This window comes from Actinomadura sp. GC306, from assembly GCF_004348665.1.
Classification (GTDB): domain Bacteria; phylum Actinomycetota; class Actinomycetes; order Streptosporangiales; family Streptosporangiaceae; genus Spirillospora.
On sequence record NZ_SMKM01000019.1, the window covers coordinates 21,570 to 45,714 of the forward strand.

Genomic DNA, 24,145 nt, shown 5'->3' on the forward strand with positions numbered 1-24,145 from the left:
GCGGAGGGTCAGGGGGCCCGCCGCGACGCGGTGCTCGTTCGCAGGTAGGAGCGGGATACGGGCCCGGCGAGGGAGTTCGCCGGCCGGTTCCGCGGTCTACGGTGTTGATCAGTGCGTTGACCAGGGGCGGCGAGGGTGCCGTGCAGAGTTGGGGGCGAAAGTGATGACCGACGGGTTCAGGCCGTCCAGGCGGACGGCGGGCCGGCGCGCGCCGGAGGTGAGGTGCCGCACCGCCGCTCCGCCCGGAGCCGCCGCGCCCGCGGCACCCTCCGCCGAGATCCTCGGCGAGCAGGAGGCAGGGCCGGACGAGTTCGGGTTGGACGGGGCGGGGCTGGACGTCGCCACCGTCCGGGTCAGCGGCGAAACAGCCGTCGTCCTGGTGACCGGCGAGATCGACCTGCGCACGGCCGACCTCCTGCGGGCGAGGCTCGTCGAGCTGCACGCCGCGGGCCCGCGCCGGCTGGTGGCCGACTTCAGCGCCGTGCCGTTCTGCGACGCGGCCGGGCTCGGCGCGCTCGTGGCGGCGCACAACCAGATCGCCGCGACCGGCGGCGAGATCGTGCTCGCCGGGGTGCGGCCCGCCCAGCTGCGGCTGCTGCGCGTCACCGGGCTGCAGCGGCTGTTCGCCGTCCACCCGGACGTGCGCGGCGCACTCGCCGCCCTGGACTCGCCCACCGCGTCCGGCTGAGGTCCCCGGCGTTCCGGTGACCGTCCCGTCCCCCGCCGGAACGCCGCCCGAAGGCTACACATGCCTTTCCGCGGGGCGGTTTCCGGCTCCCGTCAGGTGTCCGAATGCGGCTAGAGTCTCTTCTCGACAGGCCGCGTTCTCTTCGGTGTTGTGGAGGCCGCTGTGGGCGGAGAGGAACCCCCTCGCGTGGCCGCGCGCGCGCCCGCGGCCGGTCCGGGCTCCGCCATGGCGTCCCCGGACGACCTTCCCGACGGGATGCTGGTCGCCGACCGTGCCGCCCGGGTCGTCGTCTTCAACGCCGCCGCGGCGCGGATGACCGGGATCTCCGCGGCGTCCGCGCTGGGCCGCGACTTCCGCGACGTCCTCCCGCTGCACGACGCGGAGGGCCGCGACTGGTGGAAGTGCCTGTCGCCCTACGACGGGCTGCGCACCCGCACCCGCCACCCCGAGCGCGTGCTGTTCCTGCCCGGCGGCACGGAGCTGCTGGTGACGGCCGCGTACCGGCGTGACGCCGAGGGCGGTGTGGAACGCTTCATCGTGTGCCTGCGCGACGCGCTGCACCGGGCCCGCCAGGAGCGCGACCGCGCCGACCTGGTGTCCACCGTGGCGCACGAGCTGCGCTCCCCGCTGACGAGCGTGAAGGGCTTCACCGCCACGCTGCTGGCCAAGTGGCACCGCTTCAACGACGACCAGAAGCGCGTCATGCTGGAGACCGTCAACGCCGACGCCGACCGGGTCACCCGCCTGATCACCGAGCTGCTGGACGTGTCCCGCATCGAGGCCGGCCGGCTGGAGATGCGGCGCCAGGTCGTCGACCTGCCCGGGGAGGTCCGTAAGATCATCGCGGGCCGGGTCGCCGCCGGGGAGCCGGAGGACCGGTTCCGCTTCGAGTCCCGCGGCGTGCTGCCGGAGATGTGGCTCGATCCCGACAAGATGGGCCAGATCCTGGGTAACCTCGTGGAGAACGCGGTGCGCCACGGAGCCGGCACCGTCACCATCGTGGTGGAGCCGGACGCGCACAAGGAGGGAGCCGCCGTGTCGGTGCGCGACGAGGGCGAGGGCATTCCGCCCGAGGCGGCCCAGCGCGTCTTCCGGCAGTTCTGGCGCGGCCCCGGCGGCAACCGCCGCGGCGGCACCGGCCTCGGGCTCTACATCGTCAAGGGCCTGGTCGAGGCGCACGGCGGCGTGATCACCGTGCGGCGGGCGCCCGGCGGCGGCGCCGAGTTCCGATTTACCGTGCCCGCAGGGGCCCCCGACTACGCCACCTGAGCGCGGCGCACGCCGCGCGTCCCGCCCGGCGCCGCCGGCGGAGGCGGTACCGGGCTCCGCAGGGCCAGCGCGTCACGCGCACGCTTGCCGGATACTCACCGCCCGCGCACTAGACTGCGGGCGTCCCACGCCGACCGGAGTCGATCACACCACCATGTCTGCACCCAACAAGTCCTATGACCCCGTCGAGGTGTCCGCGCTGCAGCCGGAGGAGCTGGAGCGGGCCCGCGAGGAGGCGCTCGCGGCCATCGCCGCGGCGGCCGGCCTCGACGAGCTGAAGCGGGTCCGCCTGGCGCACGCCGGCGACCGCTCGCCCCTGGCGCTCGCCAACCGCGAGATCGGCGCGCTGCCGCCCGCCGCCCGCGCCGACGCCGGCAAGCGCATCGGCGCCGCCCGCGGCGCGGTGTCCAAGGCGCTGAAGGAGCGCCAGGCCGAACTGGAGGAGGAGCGCGACCAGCGCGTCCTCATCGAGGAGACCGTCGACGTCACACTCCCGTGGGACCGCGCCCCCCGGGGCGCCCGCCACCCGCTGACCACCATGCAGGAGCGGATGGCCGACGTCTTCGTCTCGATGGGCTTCGAGGTCGCCGAGGGGCCCGAGGTCGAGGCCGAGTGGTTCAACTTCGACGCGCTGAACTTCAAGCCCGACCACCCCGCCCGCACCATGCAGGACACTTTCTTCGTCGGCTCGGAGGAGACCGGCCTGGTGCTGCGGACGCACACCTCGCCGGTGCAAATTCGGGCGCTGCTGTCGCGTGACCTGCCGGTCTACGTGGTGGTGCCGGGGCGCACGTTCCGCACCGACGAGCTGGACGCCACGCACAGCCCCGTCTTCCACCAGCTGGAGGGCCTCGCGGTCGACGAGGGCCTCACGATGGCCGACCTGCGCGGCGGCATCGACGCGTTCGTCGGCGGCATGTTCGGCGCGGGCCTGAAGACGCGGTTCCGCCCGTCGTACTTCCCGTTCACCGAGCCGTCAGCCGAGGTCGACATGCAGTGCTTCGTGTGCCGCGGCGCGTCCGCCGAGCCGGGCGGCGACCCGTGCCGCACCTGCAGCTCGGAGGGCTGGATCGAGCTGGGCGGCTGCGGCATGGTCAACCCGCGGGTGCTGGTGGCCTGCGGTGTCGACCCGGACCGCTACAGCGGCTGGGCGTTCGGGCTCGGCGTCGAGCGGACGCTGATGTTCCGGCACGGCGTGCAGGACATGTACGACATGGTGGAGGGTGACGTGCGGTTCACCCTCCCGTTCGGGATGGAGATCTGATGCGGGCCCCGCTTTCCTGGCTGCGCGAGTACGTCGAGCTCCCGTCCGGCGTCGACGGCCGGGCGCTGGCCGAGAAGCTGATCGCGGCGGGCCTGGAGGTCGAGACCGTCGAGCGGGCCGGTGCCGACATCACCGGCCCCCTCGTCGTCGGCGAGGTCTTGGCGGTGGAGGAGCTGACCGGCTTCAAGAAGCCGATCCGCTACTGCCAGGTGGACGTCGGCCAGGCCAACGGCACCGGTGCGCCGCAGAACATCGTGTGCGGCGCCACGAACTTCGCCGCCGGCGACCGCGTCCCGGTGATCCTGCCGGGCGGCGTCCTGCCCGGCGGCTTCGAGATCGGCGCCCGCAAGACCTACGGCAAGGTGTCCGAGGGCATGATCTGCTCGGTCAGCGAGCTGGGCATCGGCGAGGACCACAGCGGAATCCTCGTCCTGCCGCCGGACACGCCCGTCGGCGCGGACGCGATCGAGCTGCTCGGCCTGCGCGACGACGTCCTCGACATCGCGGTCACGCCCGACCGCGGCTACGCCCTGTCGATCCGCGGCATCGCCCGCGAGGCCGCGACCGCCTACGGCGTCCCGTTCACGGACCCCGCCGCCGTGGAGCTGCCGGAGGGGGACGGGGACGGCCCCGGGTCCTACCCGGCGAGCATCGCCGACCCGTCCGCGTGCGACCGGTTCGTGCTGCGCGAGGTGCGCGGCTTCGACCCGGACGCGGCGACCCCGCTGTGGATGCGGGTCCGCCTGCACCGCGCGGGGATGCGCCCGGTGTCGCTGGCCGTCGACATCACCAACTACCTGATGCTGGAGCTCGGCCAGCCGCTGCACGCGTTCGACCGGGCCGAGCTGACCGGCCCGATCACCGTGCGGCGCGCGGCGCCCGGCGAGAAGCTGGAGACGCTCGACCACGTCACGCGGGAGCTCGACCCCGAGGACATCCTCATCACCGACGAGTCGGGCCCGATCTCGATGGCCGGCACGATGGGCGGCCTCGCCACCGAGATCGGCGACCGCTCGGCCGACATGGTCATCGAGGCGGCGCACTTCGACGACATCGGCACCGCCCGGATGAGCCGCCGCCACCGGCTGCACAGCGAGGCGTCCTACCGGTTCGAGCGGGGCGTCGACCGCGAGCTGCCGCTGTACGCGTCCTACCGCGCGGTCCGGCTGCTGGCGGAGCTGGGCGGCGCGCAGGTCGTGCCGGGCGTCACCCACGCCGAGGCGCCGGTCGAGCCGGTCACCGTCACGATGGACGCCGGCCACCCCGACCGCGTCGCGGGAGTGGCCTACGGGCGGGACGCGGTCGTCCGCCGCCTGGAGCAGGTCGGCTGCGCGGTCGAGGGGGACGGGACGCTGACGGTGACGCCGCCGTCCTGGCGCCCCGACCTCACCGACCCGAACGACCTCGCCGAGGAGGTCATCCGGCTGGAGGGCTACGAGGACATCCCGGCCCGCGCCCCGCGCCCGGCCGCGGGCAAGGGGCTGACCGCCCGGCAGCGGCTGCGCCGCCGCGTGGGCCGCGCCCTCGCGGGCGCCGGCTACGTCGAGGCGCTGACCTTCCCGTTCGTCGCCGGCAAGGACCTGGACGGCCTCCAGCTCCCCGGTGACGACGCCCGCCGCCGGACGCTGCGCCTCGCCAACCCGATGTCGGAGCAGGAGCCGCTGCTGCGGACCACGCTGCTGCCGGGCCTGCTCAAGGTGCTGGCGCTCAACGTGGGCCGCGGCTTCGGCGACACCGCCCTGTTCGAGCTGGGCGTGGTGTTCCGGCCGCGCCCGGACGCGCCCGAGCGGGCGCCGCGCCTGGCGGTCGACCGGGGCCCGACGCGGGAGGAGCTGGCGGCGCTGGAGGCGGCGCTGCCCGACCAGCCGCACCGGGTGGCCGTCGTCCTGGCGGGCGACCGCGAGCCGTCCGGCTGGTGGGGCGAGGGCCGGCCGGCGCTGTGGGCGGACGCGATCGAGGCGGCCCGCACCGTGGCCCGCGAGGTCGGCACCGAGCTGACGGCGAAGGCCGACCAGCACGCCCCCTGGCACCCGGGCCGCTGCGCCGCGCTCTATGCCGGCGACACCCTCGTCGGCCACGCCGGGGAACTCCACCCGCGCACCATCAAGGCGTACGGGCTGCCCCCGCGCTCCTGCGCGATGGAGCTGGAGCTGCGCCTGCTGGGCGAGCCCGCGAGCGTCCGCGCCCCGCACGTGTCGAGCTACCCGGTCGCCACCCAGGACGTGGCGCTGGTCGTCGACTCCGCGGTGCCGGCCGCCGAGGTGGAGGCGGCGCTGCGCGACGGCGCCGGGGAGCTGCTGGAGGCGATCCGGCTGTTCGACGTGTACACGGGCGAGCAGGTCGGTGAGGGCCGCAAGTCCCTGGCCTACGCCCTGCGGTTCCGCGCCCCCGACCGCACCCTCACCGCCGAGGAGGCGTCGCAGGCCCGCGCCGCCGCCGTGGCGTCCGCGTCCGACCGCACGGGCGCGGTCCTGCGCGGCGCCTGACGACCGGGCGAAGACGCCCCGGCCCGGTTCTCGGGCCGGGGCGTCTCCATGTCCGGGACGATTCTCTTAATGCTACTTGTGTAGCGATAAGCGGTGGGGTAGTCTCGACCGCGTCACATCGCCGCCCGGCAGGGGAGTCCATTGAGGATCTGAGGTCCGACACCGCGCGTCCGGCCGCCATCGGCCCATGCGCACGTGACCTCAGAGCGGACTCCGTCCCGCCGGGCTTTCTCATGCCCGCCGGCACGTCGCGTGACCCGCGGTGTCTCCATGCGTCCAGCACCACCTGCTCACCACCCATGGAGACCGCCCATGTCATTCGCCATCGTGTGCTCGGACCTGTCGTTCGCCTGGCCGGACGGCACCGTCGTCCTCACCGGCCTCGACGCCGCGTTCGGCACCCGCCGGACGGGCCTGATCGGCGCCAACGGCTCCGGCAAGTCCACCCTGCTGAAGATCATCGCGGGGGAGCTGCGGCCCCGGTCGGGGACCGTGTCCGTCGCGGGGGAGATCGGCTACCTGCCGCAGAGCCTCGCCCTGGCCGGCACCGCCACGGTGTCGGACCTGCTCGGGATCAGCGCGACGCGCGCCGCCCTGCACGCCATCGAGCGCGGCGAGGCCACCGAGGAGAACTTCACCGCCGTGGGGGACGGCTGGGACGTCGAGGAGCGCGCCCGCGCCGAGCTCGACCGGCTCGGCCTCGACCGCGTCGGCCTGGACCGGACCGTCTCGACGCTGTCGGGCGGCGAGACCGTGATGGTCGCGCTCGCGGCGCTGTTCCTCGCCCGCCCCGCCGTCCTGCTGCTGGACGAGCCGACCAACAACCTCGACCGGGCCGCCCGGCACCGCCTGTACGACGCCGTCGCGTCCTGGACGGGCGTCCTCGTCGTCGTCAGCCACGACCGGGAACTGCTCGACCGCGTCGACGAGATCGCCGACCTGCGCGACGGCGCGATCCGGTCGTTCGGCGGGAACCTGTCCGCCTACGAGGAACTGCTCGAAGTGGAGCGGGAGGCGGCGGAGCGGACGGTCCGGGCCGCCGAGACCGACCTGCGCCGCCAGAAGCGCGAACTGGAGGACGCCCACGTCAAGCTGGCCCGGCGGCAGCGCTACGGCAAGAAGATGTACGAGAACAAGCGCGAGCCCAAGATCGTCATGGGGGCGCGCAAGCGGCAGGCGCAGGAGTCGGCCGGCAAGCACCGCATCATGCACGAGGAGCGGCTCGCCGATGCCCGCACGCGGCTCACCGAGGCGGAGGAGGCGGTCCGCGACGACGCGGAGATCCGGATCGAGCTGCCCGCCACCCGCGTCCCGGCGGGCCGGACGGTCCTGACCGTGACGGGCCTGACGGCGCCCGAGCCGGTGCCCGGGACGCTGTCCGAGCTGATCGTCCGGGGCCCGGAGCGGATCGCGCTGGAGGGCGCGAACGGCTCGGGCAAGACCACGCTGCTGCGGACGCTCGTCGGCGACCTCGTCCAGGAGGGGGTGGCGGTCCGGATCGGCGTGGACGGCGTCCGGTACCTGCCGCAGCGGCTCGACGTCCTCGACGACGACCTGAGCGTCCTGGACAACGTCCGCGCGCAGGCGCCGTCGGTGCCGCCGGCGCGGATCAGGGCCGGGCTGGCGCGCTTCCTGTTCCGCGGCGCGCGGGCCGAGCAGCGGGCGGGGACGCTGTCGGGCGGCGAGCGGTTCCGCGCCGTGCTGGCGTCCCTGCTGCTCGCCGAGCCGGCCCCCAGGCTGCTGCTGTTGGACGAGCCGACCAACAACCTCGACCTGGCGAGCGTCGCGCAGCTCGCGCAGGCCCTCGCCGCCTACGAGGGCGCGCTGGTCGTCGCCAGCCACGACGAGCGCTTCCTGGCCGGCCTCGGCCTCACCCGCCGGCTGCGCGTGGACCGCGCGGCGGGCCTGACCGAAGCACCACCCATATAGAAAAATGCGGTGATATGCCGATCAACGACTGTTAGCGTCGTCCTGCATCGAGGGGGTCGTGCATCGAGGGGAGTGACGGGGTGCCGACGAAGCTGAACCAGATCATCGCGGTCGAGAAGGGCGTCAAGAGCAAGTCCTTCCAGGACCTGACGGCCGCGCACCACTCGGTCCAGAAGGCCCCGCTGCTGTCGGGGATCTCGCGGACCTACCAGCCGAAGGACGAGGAGGGCGAGCAGCTGCCGGCCGAGTCGACCCGCGTCCAGGTGAAGGTCGACGACGTCCTGCGCGACGTGACGGCCTCGCTGACGCGGCTGTTCGACGTCACCGCCACCAAGGACTGGGCGAACTGCGTCGCCCGCGCCGACGTGACGGTCGACGGCACGACGCTCCTGCGCGACGTCCCGGTCTCCTACCTGCTCTTCCTGGAGAAGCAGCTCAAGGACCTGCACACGTTCGTCAAGAAGCTGCCGGTGCTGGACGCCGCGGAGACGTGGACGTTCGACCCGTCCACCGACGTGTGGCGCACCGAGGCGGTCCGCACCGTGAAGACCAAGAAGGTGCCCCGCAACCACGTCAAGGCGGAGGCGACCGAGAAGCACCCGGCCCAGGTGGAGGTGTACTACGAGGACGTCAGCGTCGGCCACTGGACGACGGTGAAGTTCTCGGGCGCGCTCCCGGCCAGGCGGGTCAACGAGCTGCTCGGCCGTGTCGAGCGGCTGCAGGACGCGGTCAAGTTCGCCCGCGAGGAGGCCAACGGCACCGAGGTGACCGACCAGCGCGTCGGCGAGGCGGTCTTCGGCTACCTGTTCGGGTGACCGGCCCGCGACCCGGCGGACAACGTCGACGAGTCACACAACTCAATAGGATCCCCCCGCCGCCGCGCGGGGGGTGCGCGAGGAGCGCAAGCTGAAGCTGAAGCCGAAGCTGACCAGGGTGAGCGACACAGTGCGGGTTCGACTCCCGCCCCCGGCACCCGCGCCGGGGTAGCCCAAGTGGTAGAGGCGGCCGCCCGCTCAATCTCAGACTCTCGCTCCAGACTCAGCATTCGCCGCCGATCGCCGGATCGCGCGGACGTGGACGGAAACCGTCGAGATGCCGGTTCGAATCCGGCTCGCTCTGCTCGGAGGGCGATGGCGTAACGGGATCGCGCGACGGTCTGAGAGTGATCCGCGTCCATCCATGTGCCGGCGTGCGAATTGGGCGGCAACCACAGGGGCCCAGGGGCGGCTAGACCCCCGGGCCCCGCTCGCGCCGGTCGGTGTCCGGTTTGACCGCCGCCGCCGGGATGGGCATCGTCGCCTGAATGATGCGGATCTCGATGCGGCGGTGCGGCGCCCTGGCCGCCGCGGCGGTGCTGGCGGTGGCCGGATGCGGCGGAGGCGACGGCGAGGGTGAGCGGGCGCCCGCCCCGCGAGCGGCGTCGCCGTCCGCCTCTCCGTCGGAGTCACCCTTGCCGGAGCCCAACGGCGAGCTGGCGAAGGACCCCGAGGGCCTCGCCGCGGACCTGGAGCGGACGCACCAGGCCATGGGGTCCGCCGTCGACCAGTGGCTGCGCGCAGACCCGGCCAGGACCGGGCCGCCCGCCTCGATCGTCCACCTCTCCCTGCGCCAGCAGCGGATCTACCGGGCGCTGGCGAAGGACGAGGGGCTCGAAAAGCGGACGAGGAAGCTCCTGCCGGGCGAACTCGCCGGCGCGGCGCGCGACAACGCGGTCGCCGCCCGCAAGCTCCTGGAGCTGGCCAAGCCGGAGGACGACCTCGGCAAGTTCCGCACCCGGGAGCCGCGCCCCGCGGGCGAGCTGCTGAAGCACTTCGAGGACGCCGGGAAGCGGTTCGGCCTCGACTGGCAGGTGCTCGCCGCCATCATGCTCGTGGAGACGAAGTACGGCCGGATCAAGTCGCCGAGCTGGGCCGGGGCGAAGGGCCCCATGCAGTTCCTGCCCTCGACCTGGCGGCAGTACGGGATGGGCGGCGACATACACGACCCGCGCGACGCGGTCATGGGCGCCGCGAACTACCTGAAGGCGTCCGGGGCGCCGGGCGACTACCGGCGCGCGCTGCACGCCTACAACCCCACCCCGCTCTACGTCGACGCGGTGCAGAGGCACGCGCGCCAGATGAGGAAGGACGCGCGTGCCTACTACGCCTACTACAACTGGCAGGTCTTCGTTGTGACCAGCCGCGGCGACGTCCGCATCACCGGGCCTGCCGCGCGCCGCTGACGGCGCCCGTCAGGTGAGGACCCGCTTGGTGAAGGTGCGGGTCGCGGCCCACGTCAGCAGGACCGTCCCGCCGACGATGGCGAGCAGGAACGCCCACGCCGGCATGTGCGGGACGTCCGGCGTGAGCGCGCTGCGCAGGCCCTCGCTGACGTACACGAGCGGGTTGAACAGGCTGGCGACCTGCAGCCAGCGGATGTCGTCCAGCGCCGCCCACGGGTAGTAGACGCAGCCGAGCATGGTCATCGGCAGCAGCACCATCCCGAACAGCACCTGGACCTTCTGCGGGTTCATCAGCGTGCCGAGCAGCAGCCCGCCCGAGGCCGACATCAGCGACCCCGCCACCATGACCAGGACCAGCACCGGCCAGTTCGCCACGTGGACGCTGGGCGACTCGCCCTCGGCGTGGATGAACAGCACGGCGGGGAACACCAGCAGCCCGCCGATCAGCCCCTGCGCCGCCGCCGCGACGATCTTCTGGGCGGCCAGCAGCGGGATCGGCACCGGCGCGAGTGCCCGGTCGGTGATGGACTTCTGCCAGTTCAGCTCCATCATGAGCGGGAAGATCACCGCCATCATGGCCTGCATGATGATGGACGACCCCACGAGGCCGGGCAGCAGGATCGTGGCGAACGTCGGCCCGCCGGACGCCGCCATCGCGCCGCCGCCGAGCTTCGGCAGCACGTAGGCGAACACGAAGACGAACATGACCGGCTGCACCAGCACCCGGACGAACGTCGACACGAAGTTCCTGCGCATCACCCGGGCCTCGCGCGCCATCATCGCGGCGAACGTGCGGGGGAGCGTAGCCCGCGCGGGGGGCGGCGGGGCGAGGACCATGGGCGCGGTCATTCGCGGTAGTCCCTTCCGGTGAGGGTGAGGAAGACGGTCTCCAGGCTGGGCCGGAGCTGGGTGGCGTCGGTGACGCCCGCGCCGGCGCCGGTGCCGATCGCGACGAGCTCGCCGAGGATGCCCTCCGGTTCGGCGGCGAACACGCGCGCCTGGCCGTCGTTGATCTCGACCCTGCTGATGCCCTTGCGGTCGGCGAGTGCCCTGATCTTCTCTGGGACGGGCGCGTCGTAGGTCACGGTGATGATGGTGTCGGCGCCCGCGCCCGCCTTCAGCTGGTCGACCGTCCCGCTGGCGAGGATCTTGCCGTGGTCGACGACCGCGACCCTGTCGCAGAGGGCCTCGGCCTCCTCCATGTAGTGGGTGGTCAGCACGATGGTCTGCCCGGCGGCCTGGAGACCGCGCAGCACCTCCCACAGATTGGTGCGCGTCTGCGGATCGAGCCCGGCGGTCGGCTCGTCGAGGAAGAGGACCTCCGGCCCGTGCATCAGGGCGCGGCAGATCATGACGCGCTTGGCCTGCCCGCCCGAGATCTCGAACGGGTTGCCGCCGCGCTGCTCGGCCAGCCCGAACAGCTCCAGCAGCTCGCCGGCCCGCGCGCGGGCCTCGCGGGCGCCGAGCCCGAAGTAGCGGCCCCGGAACTCCAGGTTCTCGGCGACGGTCAGGTCGCTGTCGAGGGTGTTGTTCTGCGACACCACCCCGATGCGGCGCTTGATCTCTACGGCGTCCCGCACGACGTCCCGGCCGAGGACGTGCGCGCTGCCGCCGGTGGGGACGACGAGGGTGGTGAGCATCCCGATCGTGGTGGACTTGCCCGCGCCGTTCGGGCCGAGCAGCCCGAAGAACTCGCCGCGCGGGACGTCCAGGTCGATGCCCTGGACGGCCGGCACCGCGGGACGCGGCCCGGACGGGGGATAGGTCTTCTCCAGGCCGGCCGTGCGGACGGCGGCCTCCGAGGGGTCGGTCATGCGCCGTCTCCCTCCGTTTCCTGTGCGTGGGGATGGTTCTCGAACTTCTCGATCAGGCTGAGCAGGAACCTGCGGACGGCGGCCTCGTCGCCCTCGTCCACGACGTCGTAGAGCCGCGACAGGTCGCGGCCGATGGGGCCGGACTTCTCGGCGAGCAGCCGCCGCCCGGAGTCGGTGATGCGCAGCAGCACGCCGCGCCGGTCCCGGTAGGAGCGCTCGCGCCGGACGTGCCCGTTGCGTTCGAGGGTGTCGACCACCGAGGTGACCGTCGCGGGGGTCACCAGGAGCCGCTTGGCGACCTCGCCGGGGCGCAGGCCGTCCTCCACGATGAGCAGCCGCAGCAGGAAGAACCCCGTGGGGCTGATCCCGTGCCGCTCGATGATCCGCCACACGACCGGCCCGGACAGCCGGGAGGCGAGCCCGAACAGCCGTCCGATCGGCCACTCCTCCATGGACGGGAACGCTTCCAGGTCGTCGAAGCCGAGGTTCTGCATGGCGATGATGTTAGAGCTCTAATGATTAGAGCGCAAACTATTAGAACCCTAACGACTTCTGCCGGATCGCGGGTGACGGAGATCGCGGTTGTATAGAATTCCATCGTCATGCATACTCTTGCTCAGTGCTTCCGAAGGGCAGGGTGGACATGGGAATCCGGACGGCGGTCGCCGGCGCCAGCGGTTACGCGGGCGGCGAGCTGCTGCGCATCCTGGCGGGACATCCAGAGTTCGAGATCGGCGCGCTGACGGCGGGCTCCAACGCGGGCACCGAGCTGGGCGCGCACCAGCCCCACCTGCGATCCCTGGCCGGGCGCGTCCTGGCCGAGACCGGCCCCGGCACGCTCGCCGGCCACGACGTCGTGTTCCTCGCGCTGCCGCACGGCCGGTCCGCGGAGCTCGCCGCGCAGCTCGGCGAGGACGTGCTGGTCATCGACTGCGGCGCCGACCACCGGCTCGGCGACCCCGCCGCCTGGGAGGCGTTCTACGGGACGCCCCACGCGGGCACCTGGCCCTACGGGCTCCCCGAACTGCCCGGCAAGCGGGACGAGCTCCGCTCCGCCCGGCGCGTCGCCGTCCCCGGCTGCTACCCGACCGCGGTGTCGCTCGCGCTGTTCCCGGCGTTCGCCGCCGGGCTCGCCGAGCCCGACGTCGTCGTGGTCGCCGCGTCCGGCACCTCGGGCGCCGGACGCGCCCTCAAGCCGCACCTGCTGGGCAGCGAGGTCATGGGCTCGGTCACCGCGTACGCCGCCGGCGGCACGCATAGGCATACACCCGAGATGGTCCAGAACCTGAGCGCGGCCGCGGGCGAGCCGGTCACGGTGTCGTTCACCCCGACGCTCGCCCCGATGAGCCGCGGCATCCTCGCCACCTGCACCGCCAAGGCCCGGCCGGGCGTCACCGCCGCGGCGGTCCGCGCCGCCTACGGCGACGCCTACGCCGGCGAGCCGTTCCTCGGCCTGCTGCCCGAGGGGCAGTGGCCCGCCACGTCGATGACGCTCGGTGCCAACACCGTCCTCGTCCAGGTCGCCCTCGACGAGTCCGCCGGGCGCATCGTCGTGGTCGCCGCGGTCGACAACCTCACCAAGGGCACCGCGGGCGGCGCGGTGCAGAGCGCCAACATCGCCCTCGGCCTCCCGGAAGAACTCGGGCTCACCACGATCGGAGTGTCCCCGTGAGCGTCACCGCCCCGCGGGGCTTCCGCGCCGCCGGCGTCGTCGCCGGGCTCAAGGACAGCGGAACCCGCGACCTGGCCCTGGTCGTCAACGACGGGCCGTCCCGCGCCGCGGCCGGGGTCTTCACCCGCAACCGCGTCAAGGCCGCGCCCGTGCTGTGGTCGGAGCAGGTCCTCAGCGGCGGCCGGGTCCGCGCGGTCGTGCTGAACGCCGGCGGCGCCAACGCCTGCACCGGCGCCCCTGGCTTCCAGGACACCCACGCCACCGCCGAGAAGGCCGCCGCGCTGCTGGACGACTCGGCCGGCGAGATCGCGGTCTGCTCCACCGGCCTCATCGGCGAGCGGCTCCCGATGGACCTGCTGCTGCCCGGCGTCGGCAAGGCCGCCGCCGAGCTGTCGCGCGGGGACGGCGGCCTCGCCGCCGCCGACGCGATCCGCACCACCGACACCGTCGCCAAGATATCCTTCCGGCAGGGCGCCGGCGGCTACATGATCGGCGCGATGGCGAAGGGCGCGGGCATGCTGGCCCCGTCGCTGGCCACCATGCTGTGCGTCATCACCACCGACGCCGACCTGCCCGCCGAGACGCTCGACCGGGCCCTGCGCGCGGCCACCTCCGTCACCCTCGACCGGCTCGACTCCGACGGCTGCATGTCCACCAACGACACCGTGCTGCTGCTGGCGTCCGGCGCCGCCGGCACCGCCCCGGGCGAGGAGGAGTTCACCGCGCTGCTCACCGAGGTCTGCGCCGATCTCACCCGGCAGCTGCTCGTGGACGCCGAGGGCGCGTCCAAGGCCATCGCGATAGAGGTCGTCGGCGCCGCGAGCGACGACGACGCGGTCACCGTCGGGCGCTCCATCGCCCGCAACAACCTGCTCAAGTGCGCCATCCACGGCGAGGACCCGAACTGGGGCCGGGTGCTGTCGGCGGTCGGCACGACCGACGCGGTGTTCGAGCCCGGCCACCTGAACGTCGCGATCAACGGCGTATGGGTGTGCCGCAACGGCGCGCCCGGCGACGACCGCGACAAGGTCGACCTGCGCCCCCGCGACGTGACGATCACCGTGGACCTCGCCGCGGGCCCGCACAGCGCCACCGTCTGGACGACCGACCTCACGGCCGACTACGTCCACGAGAACTCGGCGTACTCCACATGAGCGCCGTCACCTCGGGCGCGCAGATGCGCAAGAACCGGGCCGGCGTGCTCGGCAAGGCGGGGACGCTGATCGAGGCGCTGCCGTGGCTGGAGCGGTTCCACGGCCGGACCGTCGTGATCAAGTACGGCGGGCACGCGATGACCGACGAGGCACTGCGGCACTCGTTCGCCGAGGACATCGTGTTCCTGCGCTACGCCGGGCTGAAGCCGGTGATCGTGCACGGCGGCGGCCCGCAGATCAACGCGGCCCTCGCCCGCAACGGCATCGACTCGACGTTCACCGCGGGGCTGCGGGTGACCACGCCGGAGGCCATGGAGGTCGTCCGGATGGTGCTGACCGGGCAGGTGCAGCGCGACGTCGTCGGGCTGATCAACCGGCACGGGCCGTTCGCGCTCGGCATGTCCGGCGAGGACGCGAACCTGTTCACCGCCGAGCGCAAGCACGCCGTGGTGGACGGCGAGCCGGTCGACATCGGCCAGGTCGGCGAGATCGTCGAGGTGGAGGTCGGGGCGGTGCGGGCCCTGCTGGACGACGGCCGGATCCCGGTGATCTCCAGCATCGCGCGCGGCGACGACGGCGAGGTCTTCAACGTCAACGCCGACACGGCCGCGGCGGCGCTGGCCGTCGCGCTGGACGCGACGAAACTCGTCGTGCTGACCGACGTCGAGGGCCTGTACGCGGACTGGCCGGACAGCGACGACGTGATCGACAGCCTCACCACCGATGAGCTGGCGGTGCTTTTGCCGGACCTGTCGGCGGGGATGGTTCCCAAGATGGAGGCATGCCTGACCGCCGTGCGCGGCGGGGTGCCGCAGGCGCACGTGCTGGACGGCCGCGTCCCGCACTCGCTGCTGCTGGAGATCTTCACCGACGAAGGGATCGGAACGATGGTGCTGCCCGGCGCCGCCGGAGGGGAGTCCGCATGAGCGGCGACCTCAGGGAGCGGTTCGAGGCCGCGTTCATGCCGAACTACGGCGTCCCGCCGCTCGCGCTGGCGCGCGGGGAGGGCTGCCGGGTGTGGGACACCGCCGGCCGCGAGTACCTCGACCTGATCGCCGGGATCGCGGTCAGCTCGCTCGGGCACGGCCACCCCGCCCTCGTCGAGGCCGTGTCGGCGCAGGCCGCGACGCTGGCGCACACGTCGAACCTGTTCCTGCACGAGCCGGAGGTGCTGCTCGCCGAGCGGCTGCTGGACCTGCTCGGCGGGGGCGGCAGGGTGTTCCTCGCCAACAGCGGCACCGAGGCCAACGAATGCGCGCTCAAGCTCGCCGTCAAGTACGGCAAGGCGAACGGCCGGTCCTACATCGTGGCGGCGGAGAACGGGTTCCACGGCCGGACCATGGGCGCGCTGTCGCTGACGGGGAAGGCGTCGATCCGCGAGCCGTTCGGCCCGTTCGGACCCGACGTCCGGTTCGTCCCCTATGGTGACGTGGACGCGCTGAAGGCCGCGGTCGGCGAGGACTGCGCCGCGGTCTTCCTGGAGCCCACGCAGGGCGAGGCCGGGGTCGTCCCGCCGCCGGACGGGTACTTCGCCGCCGTCCGCGAAGTCTGCGACGCGACGGGCGCGCTGTTCGTCGCCGACGAGATCCAGTCCGCGATCGGCCGCACCGGCGCCTGGTTCGCCTTCGAGCACGAGAACGCCAGGCCCGATGTCCTCACGCTGGCCAAGGGCCTCGGCGGGGGGCTGCCGGTCGGCGCGTGCATCGCGTTCGGGCCGCACGGCGAGCTGTTCGCCAAGGGAGACCACGGCAGCACGTTCGGCGGGAACCCGGTCGCCGCGGCCGCCGCCCTCGCCGTCCTCACCACGATCGAGAAGGACGGCCTGCTCGCCAACGCCGTGTCGGTGGGGGAGACCCTCGCCGAAGGGCTCGGCGCCATCGACCACCCGCTGCTGGCGGGCGTGCGGGGGCGCGGGCTCTGGCGCGCCGCCGTCCTCACCGGGCCGCACGCCCCCGCCGTGGAGGCCGCCGCCCGCGACGCCGGGTTCCTGATCAACGCCGTCGCGCCGGACGCGCTGCGGATCGCCCCGCCGCTCGTCCTCACCGCCGGGCAGGCGCGGACGTTCACCGCCGCGCTCCCCTCGATCCTCGACGCCGCCGCCGGGCAGGAGGGCTGACGATGACCAGGCACTTCCTCCGCGACGACGACCTCACGCCCGCCGAGCAGGCCGAGGTCCTGGACCTGGCCGCCCAGGTCAAGAAGGACCGGTTCGGGTTCCGGCCGCTGGAGGGCCCGAAGTCCGTCGCGGTCCTGTTCGACAAGCCGTCCACCCGGACCCGGATCTCCTTCGCCGTCGGCATCGCCGAACTCGGCGGCCACCCGCTGGTCATGGACGCAGGTACCAGCCAGCTCGGCCGCGGCGAGACCATCGCCGACACCGCCCGCGTCCTGGAGCGCCAGGTCAGCGCCATCGTGTGGCGGACCGCGGGGCAGGAGCGCATCGCCGAGATGGCCGCCGGCACCACCGTCCCCGTCGTCAACGCCCTCACCGACGAGTTCCACCCCTGCCAGATCCTCGCCGACCTGCAGACCGTCAAGGAGGCCAAGGGCGGCCTCGCGGGCGCCGTCCTCGCCTACTTCGGCGACGGCGCCAACAACATGGCGCACTCCTACCTGCTCGGCGGCGCCACCGCCGGGATGCACGTCCGGATCGGCGCGCCCGCGGCCCAGCCGCCCGACCCCGCCGTCGTCGCCCGCGCCGCCGGGATCGCCGCCGCCACCGGCGGCTCGGTGACGGTCACCGACGACGCCGGCGAGGCCGCCGCCGGCGCCGACGTCCTCGCCACCGACACCTGGGTGTCGATGGGCCAGGACGGCAAGGACACCTCGCTGTACGAGCCCTACGCCGTCACCGGAGACCTCCTCGCCCGCGCCGACTCCGACGCGATCGTCCTGCACTGCCTGCCCGCCTACCGCGGGAAGGAGATCGCCGCGTCCGTCCTCGACGGCCCGCAGAGCCGGGTCTGGGACGAGGCGGAGAACCGGCTGCACGCCCAGAAGGCGCTGCTCGCCTGGCTCCTGGAGCGCGCCCGGTGACGACGACCCCCATGACCAAGGCCGCCCGGCACGCCCGGGTGATCGAGCTGCTGACCCGGCACCCCGTCCACTCGCAGGGCGAGCTCGCCAGGCTCCTCGCGGACGAGGGCGTCGACGTCACCCAGGCCACGCTCTCGCGTGACCTGGTGGAGATCGGCGCGGTGCGGCTGCGCGCCGACGACGGCAGCCTGATCTACGCCGTCCCCGGGGAGGGCGGCGAGCGGATCCGGCGGGCCCGCACCGGCACCGCCGAGACCTTCACCGGACGGCTCTCCCGGCTCGCCGCGGAGCTGCTCGTCTCGGCCGAGGCGTCGGCCAACCTGGTCATGGTGCGGACCCCGCCCGGGGCCGCCCAGTACCTGGCCTCGGCGATCGACCACGCCGAATGGCCGACCATCCTCGGCACCGTCGCGGGCGACGACTCCATCCTCGTCATCGCCCGCGACCCCAGCGGCGGGGAGGACGTCGCGCAGGCGCTCCTGCGGCTGGCCGCCGGACGCGAACGACGAAGCTAGGGCCCGCCCGGCCCGGTCCCAGCCAACACCAACCGAACTTCACGCAGACACAGGAGATAAAGATCATGAGCGAGCGCGTCGTCCTCGCGTACTCCGGGGGCCTGGACACCTCCGTCGCCATCCCGTTCCTCGCCGAGCAGACCGGCGGGGAGGTCATCGCCGTGGCCGTCGACGTCGGCCAGGGCGGCGAGGACCTCGACACTATCCGCAAGCGGGCCCTCGCGTGCGGCGCGGCCGAGTCCGTCGTCGTGGACGCCAAGGAGGAGTTCGCCGCGGACTTCTGCGTCCCCGCGATGCAGGCGAACGCCCTCTACATGGACCGCTACCCGCTGGTGTCCGCGCTGTCCCGGCCGCTGATCGTCAAGCACCTGGTGGCGGCGGCCCGCGAGTTCGGCGGCACCTCCGTCTCGCACGGCTGCACCGGCAAGGGCAACGACCAGGTCCGCTTCGAGGCCGGCCTGTCCGCCCTCAACCCGGACCTGAAGGTCATCGCGCCCGCCCGCGACTTCGCCTGGACGCGCGACAAGGCGATCGCGTTCGCCGAGGACAAGGGCCTCCCGATCGACGTGTCCGCCAAGTCGCCGTACTCGATCGACCAGAACCTGTGGGGCCGGGCCGTCGAGACCGGGTTCCTGGAGGACATCTGGAACGGCCCGACCGAGGACGTCTACGACTACACCGCCGACCCCGCGACCCCGCGGGACGCCGACGAGGTCGTCATCACCTTCGCCGCCGGCGTCCCCGTCGCGCTCGACGGCCGCCCGCTGACCCCGTACCAGATCATCGCCGAGCTGAACCGGCGCGCCGGCGCCCAGGGCGTCGGCCGGATCGACATGGTCGAGGACCGGCTCGTCGGCATCAAGAGCCGCGAGGTCTACGAGGCGCCCGCCGCGATCGTGCTCATCAACGCGCACATGGAGCTGGAGAACGTCACCGTCGAGCGCGACCTCGCCCGCTTCAAGCGGTCCGTCGACCAGCGGTGGGGCGAGCTCGCCTACGACGGCCTGTGGTTCTCGCCGCTGAAGGACGCGCTGGACGCGTTCATCGCCGACACGCAGAAGCACGTCTCCGGCGAGGTCCGGGTGACGCTGCACGGCGGCCGCGCCGTCGTCACCGGGCGGCGCAGCGACGCGTCCCTCTACAGCTACGACCTCGCCACCTACGACACCGGCGACACCTTCGACCAGAGCCTCGCCAAGGGCTTCGTCGAGCTGTGGAGCCTGCCCACCAAGATCGCCGCCAAGCGCGACCGCGGGGCCTGACACGCCACGCCCGGCGGCCAGGCGCCGTACCCTAAGGGACGCCGTGCACCGCGTGGGGACGCCGTGCGCGGCGTCCCCACGCCCGCGCGTGCGCGTTCCGGCGTGGTGAGATGGAAGAAGAGTCCAGCGGTGGGAAGAAGAGGAATCACGTGACCAAGGCACCGACGCGGCTGTGGGGCGGCCGGTTCGAGGGCGGCCCGTCGGACGCGCTCGCACGGCTCTCGGTGAGCGTCCAGTTCGACTGGCGGCTCGCCCCCTACGACCTGATGGGCTCGCGGGCGCACGCCCGCGTCCTCAACCGGGCGGGGCTGCTCACCGACGACGAGCTGGACCGCATGCTCGGTGCCCTGGACGACTTGGAGGAGGCGTGCCGGTCCGGGGAGTTCCGGCCCGCCGTCGCCGACGAGGACGTCCACACGGCCCTGGAGCGGGGGCTGCTGGAGCGGCTCGGCGCCCTCGGCGGCAAGCTGCGCGCCGGCCGCAGCCGCAACGACCAGGTCGCCACCGACCTGCGCCTCTACCTGCGCGACCACGCCCGCCAGATCGTGTCCCGGCTGGTGGAGCTGGAGACCGCGCTGATCGCGCAGGCCGAGCACAACCTCGGCGTCGCCGCGCCCGGCATGACCCACCTCCAGCACGCCCAGCCCGTGCTGTTCTCCCACCAGCTCCTCGCGCACGTCCAGCCGCTCACCCGCGACGTCGAGCGGCTGCGCGACTGGGACCGCCGCGCCGCGGTCTCGCCGCTCGGCTCCGGCGCCCTCGCCGGCTCGTCGCTGCCGCTCGACCCGCAGGCCACCGCCGCCGAGCTCGGCTTCGACTCCGCCGCGCCGAACTCCATGGACGCCGTCGCCGACCGCGACTTCGTCGCCGAGTTCCTCTTCGCCGCCGCGCTCGTCGGCGTCCACCTGTCGCGCCTCGGCGAGGAGATCTGCCTCTGGGCGTCGCAGGAGTTCCGCTGGATCGAGATGGACGACACCTACGCCACCGGGTCGTCGATCATGCCGCAGAAGAAGAACCCCGACGTCGCCGAGCTGGCGCGCGGCAAGGCGGGCCGCCTCATCGGGCACCTCGTCGGGCTCCTCACCACCCTCAAGGGCCTGCCGCTCACCTACAACCGCGACCTGCAGGAGGACAAGGAGGGCGCGTTCGACGCCGTCGAGACGCTGCTGCTCGTCCTGCCCGCCATGTCCGGCCTCATCGCGACGATGCGCGTCAACACCGAGCGCCTGGAGGCCACGGCGCCGGAGGGCTTCGCCCTCGCCACCGACCTCGCCGAGCTGCTCGTCCGCCGCGGCGTGGCGTTCCGCGACGCCCACGAGGTCGTCGGCCACCTCGTGGTGTGGTGCCAGGTCAACGACAAGGACTTCGACGACCTGACCGACGAGGAGCTCGGCAAGGTGTCGCCGCACCTGACGCCGGACGTCCGGGAGGTCCTCAACGTCCAGGGCGCCCTGGCGTCCCGGAAGGCGTACGGCGGCACCGCCCCCGACCGCGTCCGCGAGCAGATCGGCGCGCTGCGCACCCAGGTCGACGAGCACGCCGCCTGGGCCGCCGGTTCCGACGGCTGAGCCGCGCCGGCCCGCACGCGGAGCGTCCAGACCCTGCCCGCACGGCGGCGAGCCCCCCCGTCCCCAGAGGTGATTCGATGAGCAGAGAGCCGCTGCCCCGCGACTTCTTCGACCGCCCTGTCGAAGAAGTCGCGCCGGCGCTGCTCGGACGCGTGGTCAGACATCGCACCCCCGAAGGGGACGTCGCGGTCAGGCTCACCGAGGTCGAGGCGTACGCGGGCCCGCTGGACCCGGCCTCCCACGCCTACCGCGGCAAGACGGCGCGCAACGCCGTGATGTTCGGGCCGCCCGGCCACGCCTACGTCTACTTCACCTACGGCATGCACTACTGCATGAACCTCGTGTGCGGGCCGGACGGGACGTCCATGGCGGTGCTCCTCCGCGCCGGCGAGGTCGTCGCGGGGGAGGAGACGGCGCGAGCGCGGCGCCTCCGCTCCACCGCCCGCGACCTGGCCAGAGGGCCGGCCCGCCTCTGCCAGGCGCTCGGTGTCGCCCGCGAGCAGAACGGCCTGGACGTCTGCTCGCCGGAAGGGTCGCTCAGCGTCCACGCCGGTGAACCCGCCGACGCCTCCCTCATCAGGACGGGGCCGCGCACCGGCGTGACCGGCGCCAAGGACGTCCCGTGGCGCTACTGGATCGACGGCGACCCGACCGTGTCCCAGTACCGCCGGCACGTCCCCCGGCAGCGAAGGAAGGCCGCCCCCGGTGAGTGAGAACGCCCCGCAGGCGGCGAGCCCCGGCCGCACACCGCCGGCGCCGCCCCCGCCACGGCCCAGACGGGCTTTGCTCACCGCGGGCGGCTACGTCGCGTTCGCGATGCTTCTGGCGCTGTTCGTCCTCGACACGAGCGGCTGGCTGCACCGCACCGAGAAGCTCGGTGACGTCGAACGCCAGCCCGACTCGGTCACCTACGAAGGCCCGCACGGCGCGTCCGGGACCCACTACGTCGGTGTGCTCCACGAGCGCAGCTTCGTCTTCGGCCGGCATCGCGCCTACCAGCTGTTCGCGGGTCCCGAGCCGGACTTCGGGTACGGGCACTTCATCGACTTCGACCACGGCGGCGGCGAACCGCCCGCCATCCGGTCGGCGACCTGGGACGCCGAGGGCGTCCGCGTAACCTTCACCACGGGGCACGAGGTCTTCGTTCCCGCCCGTGCCTTCGTGGGCTCGCGCTGAATAACGTTGGCGTGACACGCGCCCACCCGGCACGCTGGTGGGCGCACCGTATGCGGAAACTGAGACGAGGGAGACCGTGACCGACATCCTGGACGATCTCGCGTGGCGCGGCCTGATCGCGCAGTCCACCGACCTGGACGAACTGCGGGCGCTGCTCGCCGCGGGACCGGTCACGCTCTATTGCGGGTTCGACCCGACGGCGCCCTCGCTGCACCTCGGCAACCTCATCCAGATCCTCATGCTGCGCCGCTTCCAGCGGGCCGGGCACCGGCCCCTCGGGCTCGTCGGCGGCGCCACGGGACTGATCGGCGACCCGAGCGGGAAGAGCACTGAACGCGTCTTGAACTCGGCGGACACCGTCGCCGCCTGGGTCGAGCGGATCCACGGCCAGGTGTCGAGGTTCCTCGACTTCCATGACGGCCCCACGGGCGCCACGATGGTCAGCAACCTCGACTGGACCGGCCCCATGACGGCCATCGAGTTCCTGCGCGACATCGGCAAGCACTTCCCGGTGAACCGGATGCTGGCCCGGGAGACGGTCAAGGCCCGCCTCGACAGCACCGGCATGAGCTACACCGAGTTCAGCTACGTCCTCCTGCAGTCCATGGACTTCCTGGAGCTGTACCGGCGGTACGGGTGCCGGCTGCAGACCGGTGGCAGTGACCAGTGGGGCAACCTCACCGCCGGCGTCGACCTCATCCGCCGCGTCGAAGGCGCCTCCGCGCACGCGCTCACCACACCGCTGCTCACCAAGGCGGACGGGTCCAAGTTCGGCAAGACGGCCGGCGGCGAGACGTACTGGCTCGATGCCGAACTGACCTCGCCGTACGCGTTCTACCAGTTCTGGATCAACGCCGACGACCGGGACGTGGAGAACTTCCTCAAGGTCTTCAGCTTCCGCTCCCGGGAGGAGATCGAGGACCTGGTCAAGCAGGGCGCCGACCGCCCGGCCGCCCGCGCCCCGCAGCGCGCGCTCGCGGAGGAGATGACCACGCTCGTCCACGGCGAGGACGAGACCGCCCGCGTCGTCGCGGCGTCCCGGGCCCTGTTCGGGCAGGGCGCCCTGGACGAGCTGGACGAGCGGACGCTGCGCGCCGCGCTGGCGGAAGTGCCCCGCACGGAGGTGGCACCGGGCGAACTGCCACCGGTGGTGGACCTCCTGGCGGCGTCCGGCCTGTGCAAGAGCAAGTCCGAGGCACGTCGCGCCATCGCCCAGGGCGGCGCCTACCTCAACAACGCCAAGGTCGAATCGGAGGACGCCGCGCCGGCCGCCTCCGACCTCCTCCACGGCCGCTTCCTCGTCCTGCGGCGCGGGAAGCGCAACGTGGGCGGCGTCGAGGTGACCTCGTCCTGAACCGCCCTGCGGCCGCCCGTCCGGATGATCCGGGCGGGCGGCCGTCGTCATTGGGCGGGCAATCTTCGGCAAATACACGTCACAGTGCGGTTACGAGGTCGCATCCCAGGGCATGTTCAGAGTCTTGAAAGCCGTGATGACCTGGGGTTTCGCACTCGCCGAGGCTGATTTGACGGTCTCGGCGGGCGGATCTAATGTTCTACTCGCCCCAAGGGGAACGAGACGCCGAGAGGCGGCCGGCCCGAGGGGAACCCTCTACAACTTGCCAGGTGGAGACGTATCTCCGCGTGGAAAAGGACGTATTGGGCCGAACCATCCCAGAGTTGGACGAACGGGATGGATCGGGTAGGCTGGAGTGGTTGCCCCGGAGCCGGGGTCCGCGGGAGCGGGGTTCGGCGCGGTGGGTGTCCGTTTCTTGAGAACTCAACAGCGTGTTAAAAGCCAGTGCCTTTATCGGCTCGACCGGTGTTTTCTGGTCGGGTCGCCCCGTGGCCGCCCCTTCTTTTGTGGGGGTGGTGGGGATTTCTTTGAGGCAAGAACCCCTTTTGGGGGTTTATTGCTGGGATTGATTCCGAGGTTTGGCCGGGTCTGGGGTTCGCCCCCTGGACGTGGTCGTTTGGACCTTAATGGAGAGTTTGATCCTGGCTCAGGACGAACGCTGGCGGCGTGCTTAACACATGCAAGTCGAGCGGAAAGGCCCCTTCGGGGGTACTCGAGCGGCGAACGGGTGAGTAACA

At 72.8% G+C, this 24,145-nt stretch carries 21 protein-coding genes and 1 rRNA gene; 19 read left to right on the forward strand and 3 right to left on the reverse strand.

The window, feature by feature from the left end; translation table 11 throughout:
- Nucleotides 1–163: 163 nt before the first annotated feature.
- The 7 genes from E1200_RS05085 to E1200_RS05115 all read left to right on the forward strand — a co-directional run bounded on the left by E1200_RS05085 (nucleotide 164) and on the right by E1200_RS05115 (nucleotide 9,857).
- Nucleotides 164–688 (forward strand): STAS domain-containing protein, encoded by a 525-nt coding sequence (locus E1200_RS05085; protein ID WP_131950610.1) that lies wholly within the window; start codon nucleotides 164–166, stop codon nucleotides 686–688.
- Between the two features lie 225 nt (nucleotides 689–913).
- Nucleotides 914–1,957, forward strand: coding sequence for an ATP-binding protein (locus tag E1200_RS05090; protein ID WP_131950630.1), 1,044 nt, complete (start codon nucleotides 914–916; stop codon nucleotides 1,955–1,957).
- A gap of 154 nt (nucleotides 1,958–2,111) precedes the next feature.
- Complete coding sequence (gene pheS, locus E1200_RS05095; protein ID WP_131950611.1) at nucleotides 2,112–3,221, forward strand: phenylalanine--tRNA ligase subunit alpha; 1,110 nt, start codon at nucleotides 2,112–2,114, stop codon at nucleotides 3,219–3,221.
- On the forward strand, nucleotides 3,221–5,707 hold the full coding sequence (pheT, locus tag E1200_RS05100) for a phenylalanine--tRNA ligase subunit beta (protein WP_131950612.1): 2,487 nt from the start codon (nucleotides 3,221–3,223) through the stop codon (nucleotides 5,705–5,707). The genes pheS and pheT overlap by 1 nt, the downstream gene beginning before the upstream one ends.
- A 312-nt stretch (nucleotides 5,708–6,019) precedes the next feature.
- Entirely contained in the window at nucleotides 6,020–7,636 is a 1,617-nt protein-coding gene (locus tag E1200_RS05105) for an ABC-F family ATP-binding cassette domain-containing protein (RefSeq protein WP_131950613.1), read from the forward strand.
- Nucleotides 7,637–7,716: 80 nt separating this feature from the next.
- Nucleotides 7,717–8,451 (forward strand): hypothetical protein, encoded by a 735-nt coding sequence (locus E1200_RS05110; protein ID WP_131950614.1) that lies wholly within the window; start codon nucleotides 7,717–7,719, stop codon nucleotides 8,449–8,451.
- 488 nt (nucleotides 8,452–8,939) lie between these two features.
- Nucleotides 8,940–9,857 (forward strand): lytic murein transglycosylase, encoded by a 918-nt coding sequence (locus E1200_RS05115; RefSeq protein WP_131950615.1) that lies wholly within the window; start codon nucleotides 8,940–8,942, stop codon nucleotides 9,855–9,857.
- Between the two features lie 9 nt (nucleotides 9,858–9,866).
- Here E1200_RS05115 and E1200_RS05120 read toward each other — a convergent pair whose 3' ends face one another.
- Genes E1200_RS05120 through E1200_RS05130 form a run of 3 tightly spaced genes read right to left on the reverse strand, consistent with a single transcriptional unit; the run spans nucleotide 9,867 to nucleotide 12,165 of the window.
- Nucleotides 9,867–10,706, reverse strand: a complete 840-nt coding sequence (locus E1200_RS05120) for an ABC transporter permease (RefSeq protein ID WP_131950616.1) — start codon at nucleotides 10,704–10,706, stop codon at nucleotides 9,867–9,869.
- Nucleotides 10,703–11,671: an ABC transporter ATP-binding protein gene (locus E1200_RS05125; RefSeq protein WP_131950617.1), complete on the reverse strand. Its 969-nt coding sequence runs from the start codon at nucleotides 11,669–11,671 to the stop codon at nucleotides 10,703–10,705. Before E1200_RS05125 ends, E1200_RS05120 begins: the two co-directional genes overlap by 4 nt.
- A complete protein-coding gene (locus E1200_RS05130; protein ID WP_131950618.1) occupies nucleotides 11,668–12,165 on the reverse strand; it encodes a MarR family transcriptional regulator in 498 nt (165 codons plus the stop codon). The genes E1200_RS05125 and E1200_RS05130 overlap by 4 nt, the downstream gene beginning before the upstream one ends.
- Nucleotides 12,166–12,314: 149 nt before the next feature.
- On the opposite strand from E1200_RS05130, the gene argC reads away from it, so the two are divergent.
- The 12 genes from argC to E1200_RS05190 form a co-directional block, all read left to right on the forward strand.
- Nucleotides 12,315–13,343 (forward strand): N-acetyl-gamma-glutamyl-phosphate reductase, encoded by a 1,029-nt coding sequence (argC, locus tag E1200_RS05135; protein ID WP_131950619.1) that lies wholly within the window; start codon nucleotides 12,315–12,317, stop codon nucleotides 13,341–13,343.
- Nucleotides 13,340–14,497 carry a bifunctional glutamate N-acetyltransferase/amino-acid acetyltransferase ArgJ gene (argJ, locus tag E1200_RS05140; RefSeq protein WP_131950620.1) on the forward strand — a complete coding sequence of 386 codons (1,158 nt, stop codon included), beginning with the start codon at nucleotides 13,340–13,342 and terminating at the stop codon, nucleotides 14,495–14,497. The genes argC and argJ overlap by 4 nt, the downstream gene beginning before the upstream one ends.
- A gap of 23 nt (nucleotides 14,498–14,520) precedes the next feature.
- Nucleotides 14,521–15,423: an acetylglutamate kinase gene (gene argB / locus E1200_RS05145; RefSeq protein WP_131950631.1), complete on the forward strand. Its 903-nt coding sequence runs from the start codon at nucleotides 14,521–14,523 to the stop codon at nucleotides 15,421–15,423.
- A complete protein-coding gene (locus tag E1200_RS05150) occupies nucleotides 15,420–16,613 on the forward strand; it encodes an acetylornithine transaminase (protein WP_131950621.1) in 1,194 nt (397 codons plus the stop codon). Before argB ends, E1200_RS05150 begins: the two co-directional genes overlap by 4 nt.
- Nucleotides 16,614–16,615: 2 nt before the next feature.
- Nucleotides 16,616–17,533, forward strand: coding sequence for an ornithine carbamoyltransferase (argF, locus tag E1200_RS05155; protein ID WP_131950622.1), 918 nt, complete (start codon nucleotides 16,616–16,618; stop codon nucleotides 17,531–17,533).
- A gap of 11 nt (nucleotides 17,534–17,544) precedes the next feature.
- A complete protein-coding gene (locus E1200_RS05160) occupies nucleotides 17,545–18,048 on the forward strand; it encodes an arginine repressor (protein ID WP_131950632.1) in 504 nt (167 codons plus the stop codon).
- Nucleotides 18,049–18,113: 65 nt separating this feature from the next.
- A complete protein-coding gene (locus E1200_RS05165) occupies nucleotides 18,114–19,310 on the forward strand; it encodes an argininosuccinate synthase (RefSeq protein WP_131950623.1) in 1,197 nt (398 codons plus the stop codon).
- Between the two features lie 149 nt (nucleotides 19,311–19,459).
- On the forward strand, nucleotides 19,460–20,878 hold the full coding sequence (argH, locus tag E1200_RS05170; RefSeq protein WP_131950624.1) for an argininosuccinate lyase: 1,419 nt from the start codon (nucleotides 19,460–19,462) through the stop codon (nucleotides 20,876–20,878).
- A 77-nt stretch (nucleotides 20,879–20,955) separates the two neighbouring features.
- Nucleotides 20,956–21,591 carry a DNA-3-methyladenine glycosylase gene (locus E1200_RS05175; RefSeq protein ID WP_131950625.1) on the forward strand — a complete coding sequence of 212 codons (636 nt, stop codon included), beginning with the start codon at nucleotides 20,956–20,958 and terminating at the stop codon, nucleotides 21,589–21,591.
- Nucleotides 21,584–22,054 (forward strand): hypothetical protein, encoded by a 471-nt coding sequence (locus E1200_RS05180; protein ID WP_131950626.1) that lies wholly within the window; start codon nucleotides 21,584–21,586, stop codon nucleotides 22,052–22,054. The genes E1200_RS05175 and E1200_RS05180 overlap by 8 nt, the downstream gene beginning before the upstream one ends.
- 76 nt (nucleotides 22,055–22,130) lie before the next feature.
- Nucleotides 22,131–23,408 (forward strand): tyrosine--tRNA ligase, encoded by a 1,278-nt coding sequence (gene tyrS, locus E1200_RS05185; RefSeq protein WP_131950627.1) that lies wholly within the window; start codon nucleotides 22,131–22,133, stop codon nucleotides 23,406–23,408.
- Between the two features lie 623 nt (nucleotides 23,409–24,031).
- A 16S ribosomal RNA gene (locus E1200_RS05190) occupies nucleotides 24,032–24,145 on the forward strand; the annotation flags it as partial.

What these genes read in the sequence shown, in the direction of transcription:
- E1200_RS05105 (WP_131950613.1), top strand. Translation starts at nt 6,020, where the DNA reads ATGTCATTCGCCATCGTGTGCTCGGACCTGTCGTTCGCCTGGCCGGAC.
- E1200_RS05120 (WP_131950616.1), bottom strand. Translation starts at nt 10,706, where the DNA reads ATGACCGCGCCCATGGTCCTCGCCCCGCCGCCCCCCGCGCGGGCTACG.
- E1200_RS05115 (WP_131950615.1), top strand. Translation starts at nt 8,940, where the DNA reads ATGATGCGGATCTCGATGCGGCGGTGCGGCGCCCTGGCCGCCGCGGCG.
- E1200_RS05150 (WP_131950621.1), top strand. Translation starts at nt 15,420, where the DNA reads ATGAGCGGCGACCTCAGGGAGCGGTTCGAGGCCGCGTTCATGCCGAAC.
- argF (WP_131950622.1), top strand. Translation starts at nt 16,616, where the DNA reads ATGACCAGGCACTTCCTCCGCGACGACGACCTCACGCCCGCCGAGCAG.
- argC (WP_131950619.1), top strand. Translation starts at nt 12,315, where the DNA reads ATGGGAATCCGGACGGCGGTCGCCGGCGCCAGCGGTTACGCGGGCGGC.
- E1200_RS05130 (WP_131950618.1), bottom strand. Translation starts at nt 12,165, where the DNA reads ATGCAGAACCTCGGCTTCGACGACCTGGAAGCGTTCCCGTCCATGGAG.
- E1200_RS05175 (WP_131950625.1), top strand. Translation starts at nt 20,956, where the DNA reads ATGAGCAGAGAGCCGCTGCCCCGCGACTTCTTCGACCGCCCTGTCGAA.
- pheS (WP_131950611.1), top strand. Translation starts at nt 2,112, where the DNA reads ATGTCTGCACCCAACAAGTCCTATGACCCCGTCGAGGTGTCCGCGCTG.
- argB (WP_131950631.1), top strand. Translation starts at nt 14,521, where the DNA reads ATGCGCAAGAACCGGGCCGGCGTGCTCGGCAAGGCGGGGACGCTGATC.
- E1200_RS05165 (WP_131950623.1), top strand. Translation starts at nt 18,114, where the DNA reads ATGAGCGAGCGCGTCGTCCTCGCGTACTCCGGGGGCCTGGACACCTCC.
- pheT (WP_131950612.1), top strand. Translation starts at nt 3,221, where the DNA reads ATGCGGGCCCCGCTTTCCTGGCTGCGCGAGTACGTCGAGCTCCCGTCC.
- E1200_RS05090 (WP_131950630.1), top strand. Translation starts at nt 914, where the DNA reads ATGGCGTCCCCGGACGACCTTCCCGACGGGATGCTGGTCGCCGACCGT.
- E1200_RS05160 (WP_131950632.1), top strand. Translation starts at nt 17,545, where the DNA reads ATGACCAAGGCCGCCCGGCACGCCCGGGTGATCGAGCTGCTGACCCGG.
- E1200_RS05125 (WP_131950617.1), bottom strand. Translation starts at nt 11,671, where the DNA reads ATGACCGACCCCTCGGAGGCCGCCGTCCGCACGGCCGGCCTGGAGAAG.
- E1200_RS05085 (WP_131950610.1), top strand. Translation starts at nt 164, where the DNA reads ATGACCGACGGGTTCAGGCCGTCCAGGCGGACGGCGGGCCGGCGCGCG.